The 23099-nt window shown below is 67.4% G+C and carries 20 protein-coding genes; all 20 read left to right on the top strand.

Annotated features, from left to right (window positions below; genetic code table 11):
- On the top strand, window positions 1–449 hold a 449-nt coding region (locus NBG84_RS06170), incomplete at its 5' end, for a diaminopimelate decarboxylase family protein (protein WP_425608578.1).
- Between the two features lie 97 nt (window positions 450–546).
- Complete coding sequence (locus NBG84_RS06165; RefSeq protein WP_250918250.1) at window positions 547–1848, top strand: homoserine dehydrogenase; 1302 nt, start codon at window positions 547–549, stop codon at window positions 1846–1848.
- 7 nt (window positions 1849–1855) lie between these two features.
- Window positions 1856–2938, top strand: coding sequence for a threonine synthase (gene thrC / locus NBG84_RS06160; RefSeq protein WP_250918249.1), 1083 nt, complete (start codon window positions 1856–1858; stop codon window positions 2936–2938).
- Between the two features lie 707 nt (window positions 2939–3645).
- Window positions 3646–4602: a homoserine kinase gene (gene thrB, locus NBG84_RS06155; protein WP_250918248.1), complete on the top strand. Its 957-nt coding sequence runs from the start codon at window positions 3646–3648 to the stop codon at window positions 4600–4602.
- Window positions 4603–4992: 390 nt separating this feature from the next.
- Window positions 4993–7041: a transcription termination factor Rho gene (rho, locus tag NBG84_RS06150; RefSeq protein ID WP_250918247.1), complete on the top strand. Its 2049-nt coding sequence runs from the start codon at window positions 4993–4995 to the stop codon at window positions 7039–7041.
- 335 nt (window positions 7042–7376) lie between these two features.
- Window positions 7377–9104 carry a trypsin-like serine protease gene (locus tag NBG84_RS06145; RefSeq protein WP_250918246.1) on the top strand — a complete coding sequence of 576 codons (1728 nt, stop codon included), beginning with the start codon at window positions 7377–7379 and terminating at the stop codon, window positions 9102–9104.
- Between the two features lie 217 nt (window positions 9105–9321).
- Entirely contained in the window at window positions 9322–10470 is a 1149-nt protein-coding gene (locus NBG84_RS06140) for an LCP family glycopolymer transferase (RefSeq protein ID WP_250918245.1), read from the top strand.
- A gap of 158 nt (window positions 10471–10628) precedes the next feature.
- A complete protein-coding gene (gene rpmE / locus NBG84_RS06135) occupies window positions 10629–10853 on the top strand; it encodes a 50S ribosomal protein L31 (RefSeq protein WP_250918244.1) in 225 nt (74 codons plus the stop codon).
- 100 nt (window positions 10854–10953) lie between these two features.
- A complete protein-coding gene (prfA, locus tag NBG84_RS06130; RefSeq protein ID WP_250918243.1) occupies window positions 10954–12033 on the top strand; it encodes a peptide chain release factor 1 in 1080 nt (359 codons plus the stop codon).
- A gap of 37 nt (window positions 12034–12070) precedes the next feature.
- Window positions 12071–12916 carry a peptide chain release factor N(5)-glutamine methyltransferase gene (gene prmC, locus NBG84_RS06125; RefSeq protein WP_250918242.1) on the top strand — a complete coding sequence of 282 codons (846 nt, stop codon included), beginning with the start codon at window positions 12071–12073 and terminating at the stop codon, window positions 12914–12916.
- A 34-nt stretch (window positions 12917–12950) separates the two neighbouring features.
- Window positions 12951–13598: an L-threonylcarbamoyladenylate synthase gene (locus tag NBG84_RS06120; RefSeq protein WP_250918241.1), complete on the top strand. Its 648-nt coding sequence runs from the start codon at window positions 12951–12953 to the stop codon at window positions 13596–13598.
- Complete coding sequence (locus tag NBG84_RS06115) at window positions 13595–14263, top strand: arsenate reductase/protein-tyrosine-phosphatase family protein (RefSeq protein ID WP_250918240.1); 669 nt, start codon at window positions 13595–13597, stop codon at window positions 14261–14263. Before NBG84_RS06120 ends, NBG84_RS06115 begins: the two co-directional genes overlap by 4 nt.
- Window positions 14264–15167: 904 nt before the next feature.
- Window positions 15168–16430: a serine hydroxymethyltransferase gene (locus tag NBG84_RS06110; RefSeq protein WP_250918239.1), complete on the top strand. Its 1263-nt coding sequence runs from the start codon at window positions 15168–15170 to the stop codon at window positions 16428–16430.
- Between the two features lie 107 nt (window positions 16431–16537).
- Complete coding sequence (locus NBG84_RS06105) at window positions 16538–17899, top strand: MraY family glycosyltransferase (RefSeq protein ID WP_250918238.1); 1362 nt, start codon at window positions 16538–16540, stop codon at window positions 17897–17899.
- Window positions 17900–18163: 264 nt separating this feature from the next.
- A complete protein-coding gene (locus NBG84_RS06100) occupies window positions 18164–18601 on the top strand; it encodes a Cg1360 family ATP-synthase-associated protein (RefSeq protein ID WP_250918237.1) in 438 nt (145 codons plus the stop codon).
- A 225-nt stretch (window positions 18602–18826) separates the two neighbouring features.
- Entirely contained in the window at window positions 18827–19639 is an 813-nt protein-coding gene (gene atpB, locus NBG84_RS06095) for a F0F1 ATP synthase subunit A (RefSeq protein WP_250918236.1), read from the top strand.
- Window positions 19640–19720: 81 nt separating this feature from the next.
- Window positions 19721–19951 (top strand): ATP synthase F0 subunit C, encoded by a 231-nt coding sequence (gene atpE / locus NBG84_RS06090; RefSeq protein ID WP_137993321.1) that lies wholly within the window; start codon window positions 19721–19723, stop codon window positions 19949–19951.
- A gap of 41 nt (window positions 19952–19992) precedes the next feature.
- Window positions 19993–20547: a F0F1 ATP synthase subunit B gene (locus NBG84_RS06085; RefSeq protein WP_250918235.1), complete on the top strand. Its 555-nt coding sequence runs from the start codon at window positions 19993–19995 to the stop codon at window positions 20545–20547.
- Between the two features lie 5 nt (window positions 20548–20552).
- Window positions 20553–21368, top strand: a complete 816-nt coding sequence (locus NBG84_RS06080; protein ID WP_250918432.1) for a F0F1 ATP synthase subunit delta — start codon at window positions 20553–20555, stop codon at window positions 21366–21368.
- A 131-nt stretch (window positions 21369–21499) separates the two neighbouring features.
- A complete protein-coding gene (atpA, locus tag NBG84_RS06075) occupies window positions 21500–23092 on the top strand; it encodes a F0F1 ATP synthase subunit alpha (RefSeq protein ID WP_250918234.1) in 1593 nt (530 codons plus the stop codon).
- Window positions 23093–23099: the final 7 nt, after the last annotated feature.

Below are 23099 nucleotides of genomic sequence, written 5' to 3'. Positions count from 1 at the left end.
CCCGGATCTCCGTTGAACCGGGCCGTGCCATCGTCGGTCCCACCGCGTTCACGCTGTACGAGGTCGGTACGGTCAAGCCGCTGGAGGGATTGCGTACCTATGTCAGCGTGGATGGCGGGATGTCGGACAATATCCGGACCGCGTTGTACGACGCCGAGTACAGCGTGGTACTGGTTTCCCGGGCCTCCGATGCCGCGCCGATGCTCTCCCGAGTCGTCGGCAAGCACTGTGAGAGCGGGGACATCGTGGTCAAGGACGCGTTCTTGCCCGCTGACCTCGCACCCGGCGACCTGATCGCCGTACCCGCGACCGGTGCGTACTGCCGATCGATGGCCAGCAACTACAACCACGCGCTCAAGCCTCCCGTCGTGGCTGTTCGGGAGGGTGGGGCGCGAGTGATCGTCCGGCGTGAGACGGAGGAAGATCTCCTGCGTCTGGACGTCGGTTGAGTGAGATAGATGTCTCGCATACCGGACGGGGGATAGAAACTTCCGTCCGGTGAGTGAGACTGGTCCAACCCTTTGAAGTGATGAGAAGCGAGGTCGGATGATGCGTACGCGTCCGCTGAAGGTGGCGCTGCTGGGCTGTGGAGTGGTCGGCTCAGAGGTGGCGCGCATCATGACGACGCACGCCGATGACCTCGCGGCCAGGATCGGTGCCCCGGTGGAACTGGCTGGCGTAGCCGTCCGCCGCCCCGATCGGGTCAGGGAGGGGATCGATCCCTCCCTCATCACCACCGACGCCACCGCCCTGGTCAAACGGGGTGACATCGACGTCGTCATCGAGGTCATCGGCGGTATCGAGCCCGCCCGCGCCCTGATCACCACCGCTTTCGAGCATGGTGCGTCCGTGGTCTCCGCCAACAAGGCCCTCCTCGCCGAAGACGGTGCCACGCTCTACGCCGCCGCCGAGAAGCACGGCCGCGACCTCTACTTCGAGGCCGCCGTCGCCGGAGCCATCCCACTGATCCGACCGCTGCGCGAGTCCCTCGCGGGGGACAAGGTCAACCGGGTCGTCGGCATCGTGAACGGCACCACCAACTTCATCCTCGACAAGATGGACAACTCCGGCGCCGGCTACTCCGAGGCGCTCGACGAGGCCACCGCGCTCGGCTACGCCGAGGCCGATCCGACCGCCGATGTCGAGGGCTTCGACGCGGCGGCCAAGGCCGCCATCCTCGCCGGGATCGCCTTCCACACCCGGGTGCGCCTCGACGACGTCTACCGCGAGGGCCTCACCGAGGTCACCTCGGCCGATATGGCCTCAGCCCGCCGGATGGGCTGCACCGTCAAGCTGCTCGCCATCTGCGAGCGGGCCGCCGACGGCCGATCGGTCACCGCGCGGGTGCACCCCGCGATGATTCCGCTCAGCCACCCGCTGGCCTCCGTCCGCGAGGCGTACAACGCGGTCTTCGTCGAGGCGGAGGCCGCCGGGCAGCTGATGTTCTACGGACCGGGGGCGGGCGGCGCGCCGACCGCGTCCGCGGTGCTCGGCGATCTGGTGGCCGTCTGCCGCAACAAGCTCGCCGACGCCACGGGCCCGGGCGAGTCCGCGTACACCCAGCTGCCCGTGAGCCCCATGGGCGATGTGGTCACGCGGTACCACATCAGTCTCGACGTGGCCGACAAACCGGGTGTGCTCGCCCAGGTCGCTACGGTCTTCGCCGAGCACGGGGTGTCGATCGACACCGTTCGCCAGCAAGGACGCCCGGACGGAGGCGGCGAGGCTTCGCTCGTCGTCGTCACTCACCGTGCGCTCGACGCCGCCCTCTCCGGGACCGTCGAAGCGTTGCGGAGGCTCGACACCGTCCGCGGTGTCGCCAGCATCATGCGTGTTGAAGGGGAGTAAGGGACCCATGACGACCAACAGCCCCCAGCGGGGTACCCATCAGTGGCGCGGCATCATCGAGGAGTACCGCGACCGGCTTCCGGTCACGGAAACGACGCCGGTCGTCACGCTCCGCGAAGGCGGCACGCCGCTCGTCCCGGCCCAGGTCCTCTCCGAGCGCACCGGCTGCGAGGTCCACCTCAAGGTCGAGGGCGCCAATCCCACCGGTTCCTTCAAGGACCGCGGGATGACCATGGCCATCACCCGGGCCAAGGAGGAGGGCGCGCAGGCCGTTATCTGCGCCTCCACCGGAAACACCTCCGCGTCCGCCGCCGCCTACGCCGTACGGGCGGGAATGGTCTGTGCGGTCCTGGTGCCGCAGGGGAAGATCGCACTCGGCAAGATGGGGCAGGCGCTGGTCTACGGCTCCAAGATTCTCCAGGTCGATGGAAACTTCGACGACTGTCTGAATCTGGCCAGGAGTTTGTCCGAGAACTATCCGGTGGCGCTGGTCAATTCGGTGAACCCCTACCGGATCGAGGGGCAGAAGACGGCCTCCTTCGAAATCGTCGATGCCCTCGGTGACGCACCTGACATTCATGTGCTGCCCGTTGGTAACGCCGGCAATATCACGGCGTACTGGAAGGGCTACCGGGAGTACGCGGCGGACGGGATGTCCAGCCGCAGCCCGCGCATGTGGGGCTTCCAGGCATCCGGTTCGGCCCCGATCGTCCGCGGTGAGGTCGTCAAGGACCCCTCGACCATCGCCACCGCGATCCGCATCGGCAACCCGGCCTCCTGGCAGCAGGCGCTGGCCGCGCGCGATGAGTCGGGCGGTTTCATCGACGAGGTGACGGACCGTGAGATCCTGCGCGCCTACCGGCTGTTGGCCTCCCAGGAGGGTGTCTTCGTCGAGCCCGCGTCGGCCGCGTCGGTGGCCGGGCTGCTCAAGGCGGCCGAAGCCGGCAAGGTCGACCCCGGCCAGCGGATCGTCTGCACGGTCACGGGCAACGGTCTGAAGGACCCCGATTGGGCCGTAGCCGGCGCACCGCAGCCGGTCACCGTACCGGTGGACGCGGTGGCGGCGGCTGAGCGGCTTGGGCTCGCCTGAGAAACGGGTCCCCGGCAACGGTGCTGGCCGGGGTCTGAGCGGAGAACGCGCGTCGAGTCCTGAATGGCCGTTGTGAGCCCTGGGGGCGATATCGCCCCCAGGGCTCACAACGGCCGAAGCCCCAGGGATTCGCCGGCTCGCTGGGGATAAAGTGCGAACCCGGCGGGTTCGTACGTCCCCAGCGGTCGGTAGGGGCTCGGACGGTGGCTGATCGGCCGTGTTCGCTGTCGTTCTGCGGGGTTCTATCGGGGTTCTCCGAGCATGAACGGAGAACCGCACCCGGGTCGAACACTTATTCCGTCGGAAGTCGTTCGCCGAAAGTTGAATGCCCTGGGCATCCGGTGTCACCGTGCGCATCCGTGGATTCCGACGGCTAAACTCGCCACATTCCGCAAGCCAATGAACGTAGCGTTGAACGCGCCGGCTCACCCCGGCGTATTCCTGATCGAAGGAAAGCTCTACCCCGACGAAAGCCATGCAAAGCCGGGCATCGGCGAACGTAGGGGCACAGGCAGCTTGCGACACGCATCGTGCGCCTCCTGTGCGCCCTATGTCGCCACAGAACCTTCCTTCGATAAGCTGTAGTGAACCCGCCCCGCCGCGCATGCCGCGGTGTTGCTGCCGTCACGGCCCTCGGGTGTCCGGTTGTTCGGTAGTTGTGAACCTCTCGAACTCTCGCAGTCAGAACCAAGGAGTGTCATCGAGCGATGGCCGGTCCAGCGTTCCGCGCCGCCGCCGTCCGAGTGCGCGTACCCGCCACCAGCGCCAATCTCGGCCCGGGCTTCGACGCCCTCGGTCTGTCTTTGGGGCTGTACGACGACGTCGTCGTCAGGGTCGCGGACTCCGGTCTGCATATCGACATCGCAGGCGAGGGTGCGTCCACACTGCCCCGCGATGAGAGTCATCTGCTCGTACGGTCCCTCCGTACGGCCTTTGGGTTGCTCGGCGGCCAGCCGCGCGGCCTGGAGGTCGTCTGTGCCAACCGCATCCCGCACGGGCGCGGCCTGGGCTCCTCCTCGGCCGCCATCTGTGCCGGGATCGTCGCCGCTCGCGCCGTGACCATAGGCGGGGACGTCAGGCTCGACGACACCGCGCTGCTGGAGCTGGCGACCGAGATCGAGGGTCACCCCGACAATGTCGCCGCCTGTCTGCTCGGTGGATTCACCCTCGCCTGGACCGATGGGGGAGCGGCCCGCGCCATCAGGATGAACCCCGCCGACTCCGTCGTTCCGGTGGTTTTCGTCCCCGAGAACGCGGTGCTCACGGAGACCGCTCGCGGACTGCTGCCGCGGACCGTCCCCCATGTGGACGCCGCTGCGAACGCCGGTCGCTCCGCCTTGCTCGTCGAGGCTCTGACCAGGCGTCCTGAGCTTTTGCTGCCCGCCACGGAGGACCGGCTCCACCAGGAGTACCGCGCCCCGGCGATGCCGCAGAGCGTGGACCTCGTCAACCGGCTGCGCGCGGACGGCATCCCCGCGGTGATCTCCGGTGCCGGCCCCACGGTGCTCGCACTGGCCGAGGACAGCACCGCGGACAAGGTCGCCCAGCTGGCCGGTGCGGGCTGGGCCGCCACCCGGCTCACCATCGACACCACGGGCGCGAGCGTGCTGCCGCTCGCCCCGGCGGGCGCGACATCGTCCGGTGACGACTCGCCTCCGCAGTGACTTCGCAGTGACACGGGATTGCCGGTGATGGAGAGGGGGAATGTTTGTTGGAGCCGGTAGTGTTAACCTCAAGTCTGCAAGCGATGCCATTGCGGCTCGTAGCTTCGTGTCCCATTCGGGACCGCGCATTCTTCCGGGAGCCTCCCCAACTGCCTGAGCAACCCGCCTGAGCAGTTTCGAGCACGCTCCGGAACCGGCACGACACCTCCTGTTCCACCCGGAGTGGGCCAAGCAGGGGGATCTCGGGCCGGACTGCATGTATCTGACTCTCCGCCGCACCATATCCGGCGGGGACCACCGCCCCGGCACGGTCCGCACACCCGGACCGCCGGACAGCACAACCGGTCGCCGAGCCAGAAGGCCGACGTCCGCTCCAGGGAAGGACCCTTCGTGAGCGACACCACCGATCTGATGGGCGTGAGCGCCGACAATAATGTCGACACCTCCGCGCCCGCCGCAGGTGCTGCCTCCGGCACCACCTCACGGCGCCGCCGTTCCGGCACCGGCCTAGAGGGCATGGTCCTGGCCGAGCTGCAGCAGGTCGCGTCCGGCCTCGGCATCAGGGGCACAGCGCGTATGCGCAAGAGCCAGCTGATCGAGGTCATCAAGGAGGCGCAGGCCGGCGGCGGAGCGTCCACGGCAAAGGCGACGACCACGTCGAAGCCTGCCGACGAGGCCGAGGTCAAGCCGAAGCGCCGTGCCACCTCCAAGGCGCGTTCCACCAGCGCTCCTGCCGCCGACGCGGCTCCCGCGGCCGAGCAGGCCGCGACCCAGCAGCAGATTGACATCCCCGGTCAGCCGGCCAGCGATGACCAGCCGGTCGCCGAGCGTCGCCGCCGCCGCGCCACGGCACAGGCAGGCAGCCCCGATGTCCAGGGCGACTCCCGGGCCGAGGCCGCTGTCGAGGCAAAGGACAGCAACGACGTCAAGGCCGATTCGGGCACCGACGCCAAGGCGGAGGCCGCCGTTGGCGCGTCCGCGCAGGACGGCGAGGGCCGTCGTGAGCGCGGGCAGCGCGGCGAACGGGGTGACCGCGGCGAGCGCGGTGACCGCCGTGACCGTCAGCGTGATCGCCGCGGCAAGAGCGACGACCAGCAGCAGGGCGGTCAGCGCCAGCAGCAGAGCAGCCAGCGCCAGCAGCAGGGCAGCGGCCAGGGAACCAGCAGTCAGGGAAGCGCCCAGCAGGACGACTTCGACGACGACGGCACTGGCCGTCGTGGCCGTCGCGGCCGCTACCGCGACCGTCGTGGCCGTCGCGGCCGCGAGGACTTCGTGACCAACGAGCCTCAGGTCGCGGACGACGATGTACTGATTCCCGTCGCGGGCATCCTGGACATCCTCGACAACTACGCCTTCATCCGTACGTCGGGCTATCTGCCGGGCCCCAACGACGTCTACGTCTCCCTCGCCCAGGTCCGTAAGAACGGCCTGCGCAAGGGCGACCACGTCACCGGTGCGGTTCGCCAGCCCAAGGAAGGCGAGCGCCGCGAGAAGTTCAACGCGCTCGTCAGACTGGACTCCGTCAACGGCATGGCGCCCGAATCGGGCCGTGGCCGACCGGAGTTCAACAAGCTCACCCCGCTCTACCCGCAGGACCGGCTCCGGCTGGAGACCGACCCGGGCGTACTGACCACGCGGATCATCGACATGGTGTCGCCGATCGGCAAGGGCCAGCGCGGACTGATCGTGGCCCCGCCGAAGACCGGTAAGACCATGATCCTCCAGGCCATCGCCAACGCGATCACGGTCAACAGCCCCGAGTGCCACCTGATGGTGGTCCTGGTCGATGAGCGTCCCGAAGAGGTCACCGACATGCAGCGGTCGGTCAAGGGCGAGGTCATCTCCTCGACCTTCGACCGTCCGGCCGAGGACCACACCACCGTCGCCGAATTGGCGATCGAGCGGGCCAAGCGTCTCGTCGAGCTGGGTCACGACGTGGTTGTCCTGCTGGACTCGATCACCCGTCTGGGCCGTGCGTACAACCTCGCGGCCCCCGCCTCCGGACGCATCCTGTCCGGTGGTGTCGACTCGACCGCGCTCTACCCGCCGAAGCGCTTCTTCGGTGCGGCGCGCAACATCGAGGACGGCGGCTCGCTGACCATCCTGGCCACCGCGCTGGTCGACACCGGCTCGCGCATGGACGAGGTGATCTTCGAGGAGTTCAAGGGCACCGGCAACATGGAGCTCAAGCTCGACCGGAAGCTCTCCGACAAGCGCATCTTCCCGGCGGTGGACGTGGACGCGTCCAGCACCCGTAAGGAAGAGATCCTGCTCGGCAGCGATGAGTTGGCCGTCGTCTGGAAGCTGCGTCGGGTGCTGCACGCCCTCGACCAGCAGCAGGCGATCGAACTGCTGCTGGACAAGATGAAGAAGACGAAGTCGAACGGCGAGTTCCTGCTCCAGATCCAGAAGACCACGCCCGGCGCGAACAACGACTGACGCACGGTCAGCACAACCACAACGGGACCGCCCCGTCACCGCACAGGTGACGGGGCGGTCTCATTTCTGTGCGAGAGCTGTACGGCGCTGGTCAAGCAATACTCGTGACACATACGATCATTAGCCCAGGTGGGGGTTCCAGGGGGGATTTTCCTGGGGGATTCGCAGCGTCAGGAGAGGCCGGGGGGCCTCAGTCCCTAGCTGCTTCGTAACGGTCTTCAACACCCCACCACCTCATGTTCACCGGCAAGCGTTCTCCGCGCTTTGCCCCATACATACCCAAGGTGGTTAACCGAGTGCAGAAACGCACCCGTGGTGGCCGGCCCCAGCGCCGCATGAGACGTGAGATACCCGCCGTTGCCACTGCTCTGGCCCTGGCCGGCACCGGCCTGCTGGCGACCAGCGCACAGGCCGTTGACATCGACCCGCCCACCCGGCAGTCGGTGCCCAGCAGCGTTCCGCAGCAAGCGCCGGAGCCTTCGCAGAGCGAGCTGCGCAAGCGGGTGACCGCCGCGCTGAAGGCCGGGGAGGAAGCCAAGTCCCCGCGTACGGGCAAGGCGCAGTCGGCTCCCAGTGCTCGCATCATCGGCGGCAAGACGACGACCATCACCGCCGCGCCGTGGATGGCCCAGCTCTACTTCGAGGACGCCGCGGGCAACAGCTACTTCTGCGGTGGCGCGGTCGTCGCCCCGTCGAAGATCGTGACCGCCGCGCACTGCGTCGACGGCATCAACTACGCCGTCACCGGCGCGGTCGTCACCGGCGCCCACCAGGTGCCCACCACAACTGCGGGCGGCGGCCTCAACCTCCACGGCGGCGAGCTGCGCGGTGTCTACCGCCAGTGGCAGCACGAGCGGTACGACGACCGCACGCTGAACAACGATGTGGCCGTGCTGACCTTGAACTCACCGGTCAAGGCCAAGCCGCTGCCCCTGATCCGAGCGACCGACACCGCGCTCTACAAGGCCGGCACCGACGGCAAGGTCTACGGCTGGGGCCGCACCAGCTCCACCAACCCCAACAGCGGGTCCGATGTACTGAAGGTCGCGGACGCCGACGTCGTCGCCGACTCCTCCTGCCGCACCGCCTACGGCTCCGGTTTCATCGCCGGCACCATGCTCTGCGCGGGAAAGCCGCCCACCGGCAGCGACAGCACCAGCGAGACCACCTGCAACGGCGACTCCGGCGGCCCGCTGGTGGTCGGTGGCCGACTCGCGGGCATCGTCTCCTGGGGTGACAGGGACTGCTCGAAGCTCGGCAAGTACGGCGTCTACGCCAAGGCCGGCGCCTTCCAGGCCGTTCTGCGCAACCGGATCAACGACTCCAACTGGAGCGGCAACGACCACCGCGCCGACCTGTTCGGCCGCAGTGGCAAGACGCTCTACGCATGGGAGTCCCGGGGCACCAGCATCACCCGCAAGTACAACTACGGAGACTTCTCCGGAGTGAACCTGCTGATCCAGGCCGACCTCAACCGCGATGACCGGCAGGACCTGATCTACCGGCTGCCCAACGGCGATGTCTACTGGTCCTACAGCAACACGCTGGCCGACCGGCGGATCGCCTCGGGCGCTGCCTGGAAGTCGTACCGGCAGATCCTCGCCCCTGGCGACCTGTCCGGCGACGACCTCCCCGACCTGATGATCGTCGACACCGCGGGCAAGGCCTACCTCTACCCGGGCAAGGGCAACGGAACGTTCGCGTCCCGCACCCTCATCGGTAGCGGCTGGGGCCAGTTCACCATGCTCCGCGGCCATGGCGACTTCAACGGCGATGGACGTGCGGACGTCCTGGGCCGCGCCTCCGGCGGCAAGGTCTACCTCTACAAGGGGACCGGCAGCGCCTCCGCGCCGCTCGGCGGCCGTACCCTGCTGACCACCAACAACAGCCTGAACGCGCTGGCGGTCACGGGTGACGTCAACGGTGACGGCAACGCCGATGTGTTCGCTCGCGACACGGCCGGAAAGCTCTGGCTCTACCCGAGCTCCGGCAAGTCCGCGGGTGCCTTCGCCACCCGCAAGCAGTTCGGCACCGGCTGGGGTTCGTACAACCTCTTCGGCTGACGGTCGCTGACCACCGAGCTGTTTCCGCTGTGCCCACCACGCCTTGCGCGCGGTGGGCACAGCCCTTTTCTCAGGGAGTTCTCAGCCGCTCGTGCAACCCTTGGCGAGCCCAGTGTGTCTCTCCCATGGCGGAGCAAAACTTGACAGTCCGGGCAGGCCCGTCGTCGTCACGAGGGGACGAGGGGCTAGTACGCAGTGGAACGGGAACCGGGGAGACATGGGAGACCAGAGCAGTACAGGCCGAATATCGGGCGGCGCGGGCGGCCGGCGGGACAGACCGCCCACCAAGGGGCGCAGACCCCTGCGCATCGCGGCCTGGTCCACGGCCGCCCTCCTACTCATAGGCGGCGCCGGCGCCGGCTATGTCTACTTCAAGATCGACGGCAATCTCGAAAGCGTCGACATCAACGCCAAGCTCGGCAAGAACCGGCCCGATGACGTCGACAACGGCTCCATGGACATCCTCGTCCTCGGCTCCGACTCCCGCTCCGGTGCCAACGCCCGGTACGGCGGCGACGAGGGCGGTGCCCGCTCCGACACGGCCATGATCGTGCATCTCTACGAGGGGCACCGGCAGGCCAGCGTCGTCTCCATCCCCCGTGACACGCTCATAGAGCGCCCGGAGTGCACCAACAACGACGGCGACACCGTCTCCAGCCAGCGACGCGCCATGTTCAACACCGCGTATGAGATCGGTGGGCCCGCCTGCGCCGTCAAAACCGTCGAGCAGATGTCCGGCATCCGTATGGACCACTACCTTGAGGTCGACTTCACCGGCTTCAAGAAGCTCATCGACGAACTCGGCGGGGTGAAGATCACCACCACCAAGCCGATCAAGGACGATGACAGCCATCTCAACCTGGAACCCGGCTCCCACAAGCTCAACGGAGAGCAGTCGCTCGGTCTGGTGCGGACGCGCAAGGGCGTGGGCGACGGCAGCGACCTCGGCCGCATCCAGCTCCAGCAGGCGTTTATGAAGGCCTTCATCCAGCAGACCAAGGACGTCGGCGTACTGAGCAACCCCACCAAGCTCCTGGACATCGCCGACACCGCCACCAAGGCGATCACCCCGGACTCCGAGCTCGATTCCCCGTCCGAGCTGATGAGCTTCGGCCGCAGCCTCGGTGGGCTCGATTCCAAGGACATCCAGATGGTCACCATGCCGGTGGAGTACGACCCCATCAACCGGAACCGAGTGATACCGCTCCAGGCCGCGTCCCAGCAGGTGTGGAACGCCCTCCGGCTGGATCAGCCGATCCCCGCGACCGCGCTGAAGGACTCCGCCGGCGACAAGGGCGATGCGGGTGCGATGGTCCGTGACACCATCCCCGTACCGACCGATACGGCCCCCAAACAGCTGGGATGACCGCCCGGAGTGGTTGATTCCGCGACGGGGGAATACTTCCGTGACCACCCCGGTTTTGGGAGATACGGCCGGTCCTGGCAGACTGGTCCGCTGGCCCCGGTTCACGCACTGGCAATCCGCCGCTGCGACCCGGCGCCCTCCCGAAACTAGGAGACACCTTGAAGCGCGACATTCACCCCGAGTACGTCGAGACCCAGGTCAGCTGTACCTGTGGCGCGTCGTTCACCACCCGTAGCACCATCGACAGCGGCACCATCCGTGCCGAGGTCTGCTCCGAGTGCCACCCGTTCTACACGGGCAAGCAGAAGATCCTTGACACCGGTGGCCGCGTGGCCCGCTTCGAGGCCCGCTTCGGCAAGGCTGCCGCCGCCGCCAAGAAGTAGCGAGTCACTTGCGCCGGTCCCCGGCCGCCCCCACTGCGCGGGCGGCTGGGACCGGCGCTTTGGCGTCCCTTAGGTATTCGTTGACAACCAGGAGCCCCCGATGTTCGAGGCGGTCGAGGAACTGATCGGCGAGCACGCCGATCTGGAAAAGAAGCTCGCCGACCCCGCGGTCCACGCCGACCAGGCGAACGCCCGCAAGCTCAACAAGCGCTACGCCGAGCTGACCCCGATCGTTGGCACCTACCGCTCCTGGAAGCAGACCGGGGAGGACATCGAGACCGCGCGTGAGTTCGCCGCCGTCGATCCCGACTTCGCCGCCGAGGTCAAGGAGCTGGACAAGCGGCGCGAGGAGCTGACCGAGAAACTGCGGCTGCTGCTCGTACCGCGCGACCCCAGCGACGACAAGGACGTCATCCTGGAGGTCAAGGCCGGAGCGGGTGGCGATGAGTCCGCCCTCTTCGCCGGTGACCTGCTGCGGATGTATCTGCGCTACGCCGAACGCGTCGGCTGGAAGACCGAGATCATCGACGCCACCGAGTCCGAGCTGGGCGGCTACAAGGACGTCCAGGTCGCCGTGAAGACCAAGGGCGGCCAGGGTGCCACCGAGCCCGGCCAGGGCGTCTGGGCGCGGCTGAAGTACGAGGGCGGGGTGCACCGCGTCCAGCGAGTGCCCGCCACCGAATCCCAGGGGCGTATCCACACCTCGGCCGCCGGCGTGCTCGTCACCCCCGAGGCGGAGGAGATCGAGGTGGAGATCAACCCCAATGACCTCCGTATCGACGTCTACCGCTCCTCCGGTCCGGGCGGTCAGTCCGTCAACACCACCGACTCCGCGGTCCGCATCACCCACCTGCCCACCGGAGTCGTCGCTTCCTGCCAGAACGAGAAGAGCCAGCTCCAGAACAAGGAGCAGGCCCTGCGTATCCTGCGCTCCAGGCTGCTCGCCGCAGCCCAGGAGGAGGCGGAGAAGAACGCCGCGGACGTGCGCCGCAGCCAGGTCCGTACCGTGGACCGCTCCGAGAAGATCCGCACCTACAACTTCCCGGAGAACCGGATCTCCGACCACCGGGTCGGCTTCAAGTCCTACAACCTCGACCAGGTGCTCGACGGAGACCTCGACGCCGTCATCCAGGCGTGTGTCGACGCCGACTCCGCCGCCAAGCTCGCCGCCGCGCAGTAATCCGCAGTAGACCCCGTACGAATCGGGTGGAGGACCAGTGAACCTGCTGCTTGCCGAGGTGGCCCAGGCCACCCAGCGGCTGGCCGACGCCGGCGTGCCGTCTCCGCGCTTTGACGCGGAGGAGCTGGCCGCCTTTGTGCACGGCGTGAAGCGGGGAGAGCTGCACAGCGTCCAAGACGCCGACTTCGACGCCCGCTACTGGGAGGCGATCGCCCGCCGTGAGGCCCGCGAACCGCTCCAGCACATCACCGGCCGGGCCTTCTTCCGCTATCTGGAACTCCAGGTCGGCCCCGGGGTCTTCGTACCCCGCCCGGAGACCGAATCGGTCGTCGGCTGGGCCATAGACGCCGTACGCGCCATGGACGTCGTCGAACCGCTGATCGTGGACCTCTGCACCGGATCGGGTGCCATCGCACTCGCCATGGCCCAGGAGGTCCCCCGATCCCGCGTACACGCCGTGGAACTCTCCGACGACGCCATCGGCTGGGCCCAGAAGAACGCCGAAGGCTCCCGCGTCGCCATCCACCAGGGCAACGCCCTCAGCGCGCTGCCCGAACTCGACGGCCAAGTCGACCTCGTCATCTCCAACCCGCCGTACATCCCGCTCACCGAGTGGGAGTATGTGGCCCCCGAAGCCCGCGACCACGATCCGGAGATGGCCCTCTTCTCCGGTGAGGACGGCCTGGACACCATCCGCGGAATCGAGCGCACCGCCCATCGGCTGCTGCGGCCAGGCGGTCTCGTCGTCATCGAGCACGCGGACACTCAGGGCGGCCAGGTGCCGTGGATCTTCAGCGAAGAGTCCGGTTGGGCGGACGCCGCCGACCACCCCGATCTCAACAACCGTCCGCGTTTCGCCACCGCCCGCAAGGCGACACCGTGACGACGACCGTGTACGTGTACGAGGAGGCTCCCTGATGGCTCGGCGATACGACTGCAACGATGCCGACGAGCGGACGACCGGCCTGCGCGAGGCCGTGTCCGCCGTCCGCCGGGGCGAACTGGTCGTGCTGCCCACCGATACCGTCTACGGAATCGGTGCCGACGCCTTCAGTTCCGAAGCCGTCGCCGATCTACTGGATGCCAAGGGACGGGGCCGAAACATGCCCACCCCCGTCCTCATCGGCTCCCCGAACACCCTCCACGGCCTGGTCACCGACTTCTCCGAAGACGCCTGGGAACTGGTCGACGCCTTCTGGCCGGGCGCACTCACCCTGGTCGCCCGACACCAGCCGTCCCTCCAATGGGACCTCGGTGACACCCGTGGAACCGTCGCCATCCGGATGCCGCTGCACCCCGTGGCGATCGAGCTGCTCACCGAGGTCGGGCCCATGGCGGTGTCATCCGCCAACCTCACCGGGCACCCGGCACCCGAGGACTGCGACGCGGCACAGGGGATGCTCGGCGACTCCGTCTCCGTCTACCTCGACGGTGGACCGACCCCAGGGATCGTGCCCTCCTCGATCGTCGACGTGACCGGCGACGTTCCGGTTCTCCTACGTGTGGGCGCGCTCGACGCCGCTGAGCTGCGGAAGGTCGTACCCGACCTTGAGGTGGCCCCTTGATCGCCCCTGGGGGGCGTGGCATAGGTGCGGGCGCCACCAGCGACACCTTTCGAATCCTCCACGTCAGCACGGGCAACGTCTGCCGCTCGCCCATCACCGAGCGACTCACCCGGCATGCCCTCAGCGGCCGTCTGGGCAACCCGCTCCCCGGTTACGCCGGAGGTGCTCCCATCGGCGGCCTGATCGTGGAGAGCGCCGGGACCTGGGGCCATGAGGGTGCCCCGATGGAAGCCAATGCCGAGGTCGTCCTCGCCGACTTCGGGGCCGACCCGAGCGGGTTCACCGGACGTGAGCTGCTCGATGAGCATGTGATCCGCGCGGACCTGGTGCTGACCGCCACCAGGGACCACCGCGCGCAGGTCATCTCCATGGGCCACTCAGCGGGGTTGCGCACCTTCACCCTGAAGGAGTTCACCCGGCTGGTACGGGCGATCGACCCGGCCACCCTGCCCGATGCCAAGGACGAAGGGGTCGTGGAACGCGCGCGCGCCCTGGTGCGCGCGGCGGCGGCCCTTCGCGGGTGGCTGCTGGCGCCCAGCCCGGACGCGGATGAGGTGTACGACCCCTACGGGGCACCGATCACGTTCTTCCGCTCCATCGGCGATGAGATCAACCAGGCTCTCGATCCGGTGCTGACGGCGCTTACGGGTATCCCTCCGCGATAGGGGGGTCCCCTGGGCGGGGTGCCTGGGTCCGGGGCCTGGGTGGCCTGGCTGGGTGCGCCCGTACTCGGTGTCCTCCCCGGGGTGGGGGTTCTGTCCTCAAGCGCCGGACGGGCTGGGGTTGCTTGCCTTTGAGGTGTTCTTTTTGGCGGGGGTTGCTGGTGGTCAAGGCCTTGGGGCCTGGGCTGGGCGCGCCCGTACTCGGTGTCCTCCCCGGGGTAGAGGGTTCCGTCCTCAAGCGCCGGACGGGCTGGGGTGGCCCCTGGGCGGGCTGCTGGTGCTTCGGGCCTTGGGTTTCCCGGGCTGGGGGTCTTGTTCTGTGGGGGTTGGGGGGGTGCTATCGGGGGTGACTCCTCAGCGTCGACGGCCTGAAGCGGCTCCGTGTCGGCATGCGGGTCTTGCCGTCGATCGCTTCCGGGGACACCCCCTGCGCGCCCCCACACCGAGACTTGCGTCCCCTTGCCACCTGGGCACCTGTCCTGCGGAGGAGTCAGGGGGACACTCCCACGCCGAGACTTGCGTCCCTTTGCGCCTGGTCCCTGCCCTGTGGAGGAGCCAGGGGACACACCCAGGCCCGAGGTTGCCTTCCCCTGCGCCCGGGTCCCTGCCGTGTGGAGGAGCCAGGGGGCACACCTTGCGGGCGCCCGTGCCCCGTCCCCGGGGCGACGTATCGCCGCTGGTATGTGAACGGGACACCCCCTGCGCGCGCCCGTGTCCCAGCTTGGTGTTCCTTGCCCCCTGGGTTCCGTGCTGCCGAAGGGGCGTGGGGGAGGTCGCTGGTCGGGCGGTTCTGTGAGGGGTGGGGCGGGACTCCCGGCGAGGGCGTGCGGTATCGGGCACCCCCTCTGCGCGCGGTCTACATTGGAGGGGCACGCCTTTACCGCGAACGCGAGGCCCGGAGCCCACGATGGCTGTCATCGCCGCAGGCACCAGCACCCCCACCCCCGCGGACTTTGACACCCTCCTGCGCCAGGATCCTGAAATCGCCGAGATCGTCCTGGGCGAGCTGGCCCGTCAAAGTGACAGTCTTCAGCTCATCGCAGCCGAGAACTTCGCTTCTCCCGCGGTGCTCGCCGCTCTGGGCTCACCGCTGGCGAACAAGTACGCCGAGGGCTATCCGGGGGCTCGCCACCACGGTGGCTGTGATCTTGTCGATGCAGCCGAGCGATTGGCCGTGCGACGGGCGACCGCCCTGTTCGGAGCCGAGCACGCGAATGTTCAGCCGCACTCCGGGTCCGCCGCGGTGCTGGCGACCTATGCGGCTCTGCTCAGGCCCGGTGACACGGTCCTCGCCATGGGGCTGCCCTACGGTGGTCATCTCACCCATGGCTCGCCGGCGAACTTCTCCGGCCGTTGGTTTGACTTCGTCGGCTATGGCACCGACGCCGAGACCGGGCTGATCGACTACGACCAGGTCCGTGCGCTGGCCCGGGAGCGCCGCCCCAAGGCCATTGTGTGCGGGTCGATCTCCTATCCCCGGCACCCGGACTACGCGCTCTTCCGGGAGATCGCCGACGAGGTCGACGCGTATCTGATCGCCGATGCCGCTCACCCCATGGGGTTGATCGCCGGCGGTGCGGCCCCCAGCCCACTTCCGTACGCCGATGTCGTCTGCGCGACGACCCACAAGGTCCTGCGCGGGCCCCGGGGCGGGATGATCCTCTGTGGTGCGGAGCTTGCCGAACGGGTGGACCGTGCGGTGTTTCCCTTCACGCAGGGCGGTGCGCAGATGCACACGATCGCGGCCAAGGCGGTGGCGTTCGGTGAGGCGGCGACCCCGGCTTTCACCACCTACGCCCATCAGGTGGTTCACAACGCCCGGGTGCTGGCGGCGGGTCTGGAGGGGGAGGGGTTTCGCGTGCTCACGGGCGGTACGGATACGCATCTGATCAGCGCGGACCCCTCGCCGCTCGGGCTGGACGGCAAGACCGCCAGGGACCGGCTGGCGCAGGCCGGGTTGGTGTTGGATACCTGCGCTCTGCCCTACGGGGAGGCCCGAGGTCTTCGTCTGGGTACCGCTGCGGTGACCACTCAGGGGATGGGCGAGACGGAGATGGCCCGGATTGCGGGTGTTTTCGCCCTGGTGATCCACGATGATGGTGAGCTGTCGCGGAGAGTGCGTACAGAAGTACGCGAGCTTGCGGGTAGATTTCCGCCTTATCGGGGGTAGCCGGACTCAGGTGCAACCATTATCGGCACCCCTGGTGTCCTCAACCATGTGGCTACCGCAGCTAGGGTGTGGGGCTGAGATGGCCAGCGATTCCTGTGGGGCAGCCCGTGCGTGATTATCTGCTGACGCTCTGTGTCACAGCCGCGGTGACCTATCTGCTAACCGGTCCGGTGCGGAAGTTCGCCATCGCGACCGGAGCGATGCCGGAGATCCGCGCGCGTGATGTACACCGAGAACCGACACCGCGGCTCGGTGGCATCGCCATGTTCTTCGGGCTGTGCGCGGGGCTGCTGGTCGCCGACCACCTGCAGAATCTGAACAGCGCCTTCGAGCTGTCGAACGAGCCCAGAGCGTTGCTCTCCGGTGCCGCCCTGATCTGGATCATCGGGGTTCTCGATGACAAGTTCGAGATCGACGCCCTGATCAAGTTGGGCGGTCAGATGATCGCCGCCGGTGTGATGGTGGTGCAGGGTCTGACGATCCTGTGGATTCCCGTCCCCGGTGTCGGCACGGTCTCGTTGACGTCCTGGCAGGGCACCCTGCTCACGGTGGCGCTCGTGGTGATCACCATCAACGCGGTGAACTTCGTCGACGGCCTCGATGGTCTGGCGGCGGGGATGGTCTGCATCGCCGCGGCCGCCTTCTTTCTCTACGCGTACCGCATCTGGTTCAGCTTCGGCATCGAGGCAGCGGCTCCGGCCACCCTGTTCACCGCGATCCTGATGGGTATGTGCCTCGGCTTCCTGCCGCACAACATGCACCCGGCGCGCATCTTCATGGGCGACTCGGGGTCGATGTTGATCGGTCTTGTGCTCGCTGCCGCGGCCATCTCGGTGACCGGGCAGGTGGACCCGGACGCCCTGAAGATCTTCGAGGGCGGTACGCGCCAGGCCACCCACGCGGCCCTCCCGGTCTTCATCCCGCTGCTGCTGCCGTTGACGATCATCGCCATCCCGGTCGCCGACCTGGTGCTGGCGATCGTGCGACGCACCTGGAACGGACAGTCGCCCTTCGCGGCCGACCGCGGGCATCTGCACCACAGGCTGCTCCAGGTCGGGCACTCCCACAGCAGGGCAGTTTTGATCATGTACTTCTGGTCGGCATTGATTGCCTTTGGTGTTGTCGGGTACTCGGTCCACTCCGCATCGATGTGGATCGTGATGGTGATTGTTGCGCTATCCGCGGTAGGCCTGGGGCTGCTGTTGTTGCCGAGGTTTACTCCGCGTGCTCCCCGATGGGCGGAGGCATTTGTTCCACCGCGATATCGGCGACGCAAGAACGTTGCAGAGTCGATGCCTTTGCCGTCTTCCGCTGGTTCGGAATCTGTTGCTCTTGACGTGGGTGGGACTCCTGTGGCATCTGAGGCCGCCGACCAGCGTGTTTCGCTGCCGGTGGGCGTCAACGGAGCGACCGCCATGGGCGCTCGGTCGCGCGCTTCCGCGCACAGGAAGGCCGTTAGTCGTCACTGACGAATAACTCATTGCCGCCCAATATCAGACGAAACAATGGGCGTTCTGTGCACACACGCGCACGTTCGCTCTCATGTGTGATAGTTGGCACACGGGCGGGTAAAGACCTCTTCAAATAGTTTGTGATACGGTTCACGAGAACCGGCGACAGAGCCAAGGGACCGTAGTGCGACGGTCTGTTGGCCCCGAGGAACTGACTCGGACCCGGATTACGCTCGTCCATGACGACACCACTGCCCCCATCAAGCAAGCGGAGCTGCCGCCATGCCGTCCAATGACGCACGCACCCTCATTCACACTGTCGTACCCACGGCTGCCGCCGGCGTTGTTGCCGTCGCGGTGAGCTGGGGCGTCGTCGGTGGGAAGGGGGCGATCGGTGCGGCAATCGGCGCCCTGGTGGTCATCCTCTTTATGGGTATGGGGCTCGTGGTGCTCCAGCGGACAGCCAGGTCGCTGCCGCATTTGTTCCAGGCCATGGGATTGATGCTCTATACCGCACAGCTATTGCTGCTCTTTATCTTCATGGCGGCGTTCAAGGACACCACGGCCTTCCATTCCAGGGCCATGGCCTTCACCTTGCTCGCGACGACCCTCGTCTGGGTCGCCGCGCAGGCGCGTGCTTACATGAAGGCCAAGATCCTTTACGTGGAACCCGAGGGCGCCAAGGGCCAGAAGGCCGAGAACGCCGGGTCGCCGACGTGAAAGGTAGGGGCGGTATAAAGACCCGTTCCACTTCCTGCTATCGTCCGGTGCCAACTGCGGCTCTGCGGGCGCGGGCATCTGAGCTGACGCCTGCTCATACGCGAGGCTCCATGCCCGCCAGCCGCCCTCACATCCGTAACACCAGTCCAGTGCCGAACCGCGGCTGCGCGCCGCGCCGACACAACGAGGTTGCCGTACCTATGCGCCACGCTGAAGGAGCCCGCGGTGAGTGCTGACCCCCAGATGCTCGCCTTCGACCCTGATTGCCAGCTCTTTTCTGGGTGCGGGTTCCCAGCTCCGGGCCTGCACACCTTCCTCTACGAGCCGATCTTTACGGTGAGTGGCTTCGATTTCACCAAGCCGATGCTGTTGGCCTTCATCAGCTCGTTCCTGGTGATCGCTTTCTTCTGGGCCGCGTTCAACAAGCCGAAGCTCGTCCCCGGCAAGGTCCAGATGATCGGTGAGGCGGGGTACGACTTCGTCCGCCGCGGCATCGTGTACGAGATCATCGGCAAGAAGGACGGCGAGAAGTACGTCCCGCTGATGGTGTCGCTGTTCTTCTTCATCTGGCTGATGAACCTCTGGTCGATCATTCCGCTCGCCCAGTTCCCGGTGACATCGCTCATCGCCTTCCCGGCCGGCCTCGCCCTGATCGTGTACGTCCTGTGGGTCGGACTGACCTTTAAGACGCACGGATTCGTCGGCGGCTGGAAGAACATCACCGGCTACGACAAGTCGCTCGGCCCGATCCTGCCGCTCGTCGTGGTCCTGGAGTTCTTCTCCAACCTGCTCATCCGCCCGTTCACGCACGCGGTCCGACTGTTCGCGAACATGTTCGCCGGCCACCTGCTGATCGTGATGTTCAGCCTCGCCACCTACTACCTGATGAGCGGCATCGGCTTCGCTTACGCCGGTACGTCCTTCGTGCTGGTGATGGTGATGATCGTCTTCGAGCTCTTCATCCAGGCAGTTCAGGCATACGTCTTCGTCCTGCTGGCCTCCAGCTACATCCAGGGCGCGCTCGCCAAGCACCACTGAGCCAAACCTCGCCCGCCACTCCATCCCAGACGTCCGGTGGCCAACCCCCACCGGGTCCTTGAAAGAGAAGGAAGAACCGGCATGTCCGCTCTCCAGACCCTTGCCGCCGTCGAAGGAAACGTCGCCTCGATCGGCTACGGTCTCGCCGCCATCGGCCCCGGCGTCGGCGTCGGCATCATCTTCGGTAACGGTACCCAGGCCCTCGCCCGTCAGCCCGAAGCTGCCGGCCTGATCCGTACCAACCAGATCATGGGTTTCGCCTTCTGTGAGGCGCTCGCCCTCATTGGCATCGTCATGGGCTTCGTCTACTAAGACGCGGACCTGACAGCCAACATTTCACGGAAGGCACTGATGTGACTCAGTTCAATCTTGCGGCAGCGGGGGCGGAGCAGCCGCCGCTCATCCCGCACGCCGACGAGCTCATCATCGGCCTGATCGCGTTCGCCATCGTCTTCTTCTTCCTCGCCAAGAAGCTCCTCCCGAACATCAACAAGGTTCTGGAGCAGCGTCGGGAAGCCATCGAAGGCGGCATCGAGAAGGCTGACGCGGCGAAGACCGAGGCCGAGAGCGTACTTGAGCAGTACAAGGCCCAGCTCGCCGAGGCCCGCCACGAAGCCGCTCGGCTGCGCCAGGAGGCCACCGAGCAGGGCGCCGCGATCATCCAGGAGATGAGGGCGGAAGGCCAGCGGCAGCGTGAGGACATCATCGCCGCGGGTCACGCCCAGATCGAGGCCGACCGCAAGGCCGCGGCCGGCGCGCTCCGTCAGGACGTCGGCAAGCTCGCGACCGATCTGGCCGGCAAGCTGGTCGGCGAGTCCCTTGAGGACCACGCCCGGCAGAGCCGCACGATCGACCGCTTCCTCGACGAGCTGGAAGACGGCGCTGTGAAGGCAGAGGCCACCCGGTGAAGCCGCTGAACGGAGCGAGCCGCGAGGCTCTGGCCACTGCACGCGAGTCCCTCGACGCGTTGACGGACTCCACGTCCGTCGACGGGGCGAGCCTCGCTGCGGGGCTGGCCTCCGTCACCGCGCTGCTGCACCGCGAGGTGTCGTTGCGTCGGGTCCTGACCGACCCGGCGCAGGCCGGCGAGGCCAAGGCCCAGCTGGTGTCGCGCCTGCTCAGCGGGCAGGTCAGCGGTGAGACCGTTGATCTGGTCTCGGGCATGGTCCGCTCCCGGTGGTCGCGGTCGCGCGATCTGGTGGACGCGCTGGAGGAGCTGACGGCAACCGCCGATCTCAGCTCGGCCCAGCATGCCGGAGCGCTCGACGATGTCGAGGACGAGTTGTTCCGCTTCGGCCGGATCGTTGACTCCGCCCCGGAGCTGCGTGCCGCGCTGACCGACAAGGCCGCCACCACCTCCGCCAAGACGGAGCTGCTGCGCAGCCTGCTGGGCGGTAAGGCCAACCCGGTCACCGAGCGGCTGGTCGTCCGTCTTGTCACCGCGCCCCGGGGACGTAGCCTGGAACAGGGACTCGACTCCCTGTCCAAGCTCGCCGCGGCGCGCCGGGACAGGATGGTGGCGGTCGTCACCTCGGCGGTACCGCTCACCGATGGGCAGAAGCAGCGCCTCGGCGGTGTGCTGGCCAGGCTGTACGGGCGCGAAATGCATCTGAACCTGGACGTGGACCCCGAGGTCCTCGGTGGGATCTCGGTGCGCGTCGGCGACGAGGTCATCGACGGGACGGTTGCGAGCCGGCTCGACGAGGCGACCCGTCGGATGGCCGGCTGACAGCCGTCACCAACTGAACATGGCAGTAAGCGGCCCGGTTGGGCCGTGCAGAGATTGCAGAAGATTCCTGGGGGTCGGCCCCCAGACCCCTTAAGAAACTTCGGGCCCAACAAGGAGAGCAGGGAACCCAGATGGCGGAGCTCACGATCCGGCCGGAGGAGATCCGGGACGCGCTGGAGAACTTTGTCCAGTCGTACAAGCCGGACGCGGCCTCGCGCGAGGAGGTCGGTACGGTCAGCGTGGCCGGCGACGGTATCGCCAAGGTCGAGGGACTTCCCTCGGCCATGGCGAACGAGCTGCTGAAGTTCGAGGACGGCACCCTCGGTCTCGCCCTCAACCTTGAGGAGCGCGAGATCGGTGCGATCGTCCTCGGCGAGTTCAGCGGCATCGAGGAGGGTCAGTCGGTCACCCGTACCGGCGAGGTCCTCTCCGTAGCCGTTGGCGAGGGCTACCTCGGTCGGGTCGTTGACCCGCTCGGTACCCCGATCGACGGCCTCGGCGAGATCGACACCGAGGGCCGCCGCGCCCTCGAACTTCAGGCGCCCGGCGTCATGGTCCGTAAGTCGGTGCACGAGCCGATGCAGACCGGCTACAAGGCCGTCGACGCCATGGTGCCGATCGGCCGTGGTCAGCGTCAGCTGATCATCGGCGACCGGCAGACCGGCAAGACCGCTCTGGCCGTCGACACGATCATCAACCAGCGTGACAACTGGCGCTCCGGCGACGTGAACAAGCAGGTGCGCTGCATCTACGTCGCCATCGGCCAGAAGGGCTCCACCATCGCGTCCGTGCGCGGCGCGCTGGAGGAGGCCGGTGCCCTGGAGTACACGACCATCGTCGCCGCCCCGGCGTCCGACCCGGCCGGCTTCAAGTACCTGGCGCCGTACACCGGCTCGGCCATCGGCCAGCACTGGATGTACCAGGGCAAGCACGTCCTGATCATCTTCGATGACCTGTCCAAGCAGGCCGACGCCTACCGCGCCGTGTCGCTGCTGCTGCGCCGCCCGCCGGGCCGTGAGGCCTACCCGGGTGACGTCTTCTACCTGCACTCGCGTCTGCTGGAGCGCTGCGCCAAGCTCTCCGACGCCATGGGTGCCGGTTCGATGACCGGTCTGCCGATCGTCGAGACCAAGGCCAACGACGTCTCGGCCTTCATCCCGACCAACGTCATCTCCATCACCGACGGACAGTGCTTCCTGGAGTCCGACCTGTTCAACGCCGGCCAGCGTCCGGCTCTGAACGTCGGTATCTCGGTCTCCCGAGTCGGTGGCTCCGCTCAGCACAAGGCCATGCGCCAGGTCTCCGGACGACTGCGTGTGGACCTGGCCCAGTTCCGTGAGCTGGAGGCGTTCGCCGCCTTCGGTTCCGACCTGGACGCGGCCTCGAAGGCGCAGATGGAGCGCGGCAAGCGGATGGTGGAGCTGCTCAAGCAGGGCCAGTACCAGCCGATGCCGGTCGAGGAGCAGGTCGTCTCCGTCTGGGCCGGTACCACCGGCAAGATGGACGACGTTCCGGTCGAGGACATCCGTCGCTTCGAGAGTGAGCTGCTGGAGCACCTGCGCCGCGAGCACAAGGGGCTGCTGACCAGCATCGCCGAGGGCGCCAAGATGTCGGATGACACCATCCAGGCCATCGGTGACGCGATCGCCGCCTTCAAGCGCCAGTTCGAGACCTCGGACGGCAAGCTTCTGGGCGAAGACGCTCCGGTCAGCACCAGCAAGTGACGACGGA

Origin of the sequence: Streptomyces albipurpureus (genome assembly GCF_023701525.1) — a bacterium.
Lineage (GTDB): Bacteria > Actinomycetota > Actinomycetes > Streptomycetales > Streptomycetaceae > Streptomyces > Streptomyces albipurpureus.
This window is presented reverse-complemented; position numbering and strand designations above follow the sequence as displayed.